Origin of the sequence: Aetokthonos hydrillicola CCALA 1050, from assembly GCF_017591665.1 — a bacterium.
GTDB classification, from domain to species: Bacteria; Cyanobacteriota; Cyanobacteriia; order Cyanobacteriales; family Nostocaceae; genus Aetokthonos; species Aetokthonos hydrillicola.
In genome coordinates this window covers 1-1,401 of sequence record NZ_JAAKGC010000392.1, presented here as the reverse complement: position 1 = coordinate 1,401, position 1,401 = coordinate 1, and the positions used below count along the sequence as shown (strand labels likewise).

The following is a 1,401-nucleotide window of genomic DNA, read 5'->3' as shown; positions in this document are numbered from 1 at the left end:
AAACTAGCCCATGCTGTAATTGTTACATCAGCTGAGGCAACCGTACAGCTCACCCGGGGGCTATCAGCAGTGAAAGTGATAACAGGTTTGCCATCAGCCAAGTCCCACACTTTGAGAGTGTTGTCATTTGAAGCAGAAATCACCTGCTTGCCGTCTGGGGTGAGCGCCAGTGCCGTTACCGAGTTGCTATGACCAGTGAGAGTAAAAACTGGTTTGCCATCAGCCAAGTCCCACACTTTGAGAGTGTGGTCATTGGAAGCAGAAATCACCTGCTTGCCGTCTGGGGTGAGCGCCAGTGCCCTTACCCAGTCGCTATGACCAGTGAGTGTACGAAGCAAACGCCCACCAGGAGGAGTTAAGCTAGGTGACAAGGGATGCAACCAAGAATCATCTTGCCACTGCTTTGCCTGTGCTAATAATGCCTGAACCCCTGGTTGGGGAAAAGACAGCAACCGCCCTAATAATTGCCCTGCTAGTTGCGTCTTATTCTCAGCTATAACATGGGCTGAGAGACGCAACGCTCCTTGAATCAGTTTCAGCGTTTCTACTTCACAGGAGTGTTCGTCTGAGTGAGTTTCTAGATTTGACTCGTCAATCAGATCATAATCTGCAATCAGCGCTTGCACTCCCAACTCACTATGCTTAATCTTTGCTTCTAAATAGTCAAAATCAGTCAAAGTCTTGTAGTACTCGGCAAAATCCCCCGACTCTATGTAACTTTCCACAGCACGGCTGAGAAAAAAGCGCTGGAAGAGGGGATCTTTTGCAGCTAATTTTTCCGCAAGTTTCCCCATCTTACGCCATCTCCCTTTTAAAGTATTCAGCCATCCTTTGGTTAACTTCTTTAAATAGTTTCCGGGTTGTCTCTAGTTCTGCTTTGCGTTTCAGGAAGTCCAGGAAACTTGTATGGTAAATACTATAGCAGATTTTTCCATCTATGTTCTGGTCTTTCAAATACTCAACCCACTGATCTAAAACCTTTTGCACGTCGTATTCATCTTGTTCGGCAATTTCTGCTATCATCTCACAGGAAATAGGAGTACTTTCCACTAAAATAAATAGAATAATCACCATCTTTTCCTTCTGTTCTGTATCCATACCCATCCGTTTCCAATGGGTTTGATAGTACTCTTTAAGACCCTTGGGAAATTTGTCTAATTCAGAAAAGTCATTATACTCTCCCTTAGCAATCCCAGGCAAGAGATGATACAAATACATAAAGTTATTTTGACTTTTCTCTGTTATCGTCTCAACAAAAGTGAGAGCAGAAAATTTACGATCTTGTATCCATTTACTCAGACTATCTTTAGTTTTAGGGTTTTCTTGAAGAAAGAACCAAATATAATTTTCAATATCCTGACGGCTAGAATTTCCATATTCCTGACTTCTTAAATCTAACTC

The 1,401-nt window shown here is 42.9% G+C and carries 1 protein-coding gene and 1 pseudogene; both read right to left on the bottom strand.

What is annotated here, in order from left to right:
- A partial coding sequence (locus G4P69_RS38230) for a WD40 domain-containing protein (RefSeq protein ID WP_452039084.1) occupies positions 1-794 on the bottom strand: 794 nt, incomplete at its 3' end.
- 1 nt (position 795) lies between these two features.
- Positions 796-1,401, bottom strand: a pseudogene (locus tag G4P69_RS38225) (hypothetical protein); the annotation flags it as partial.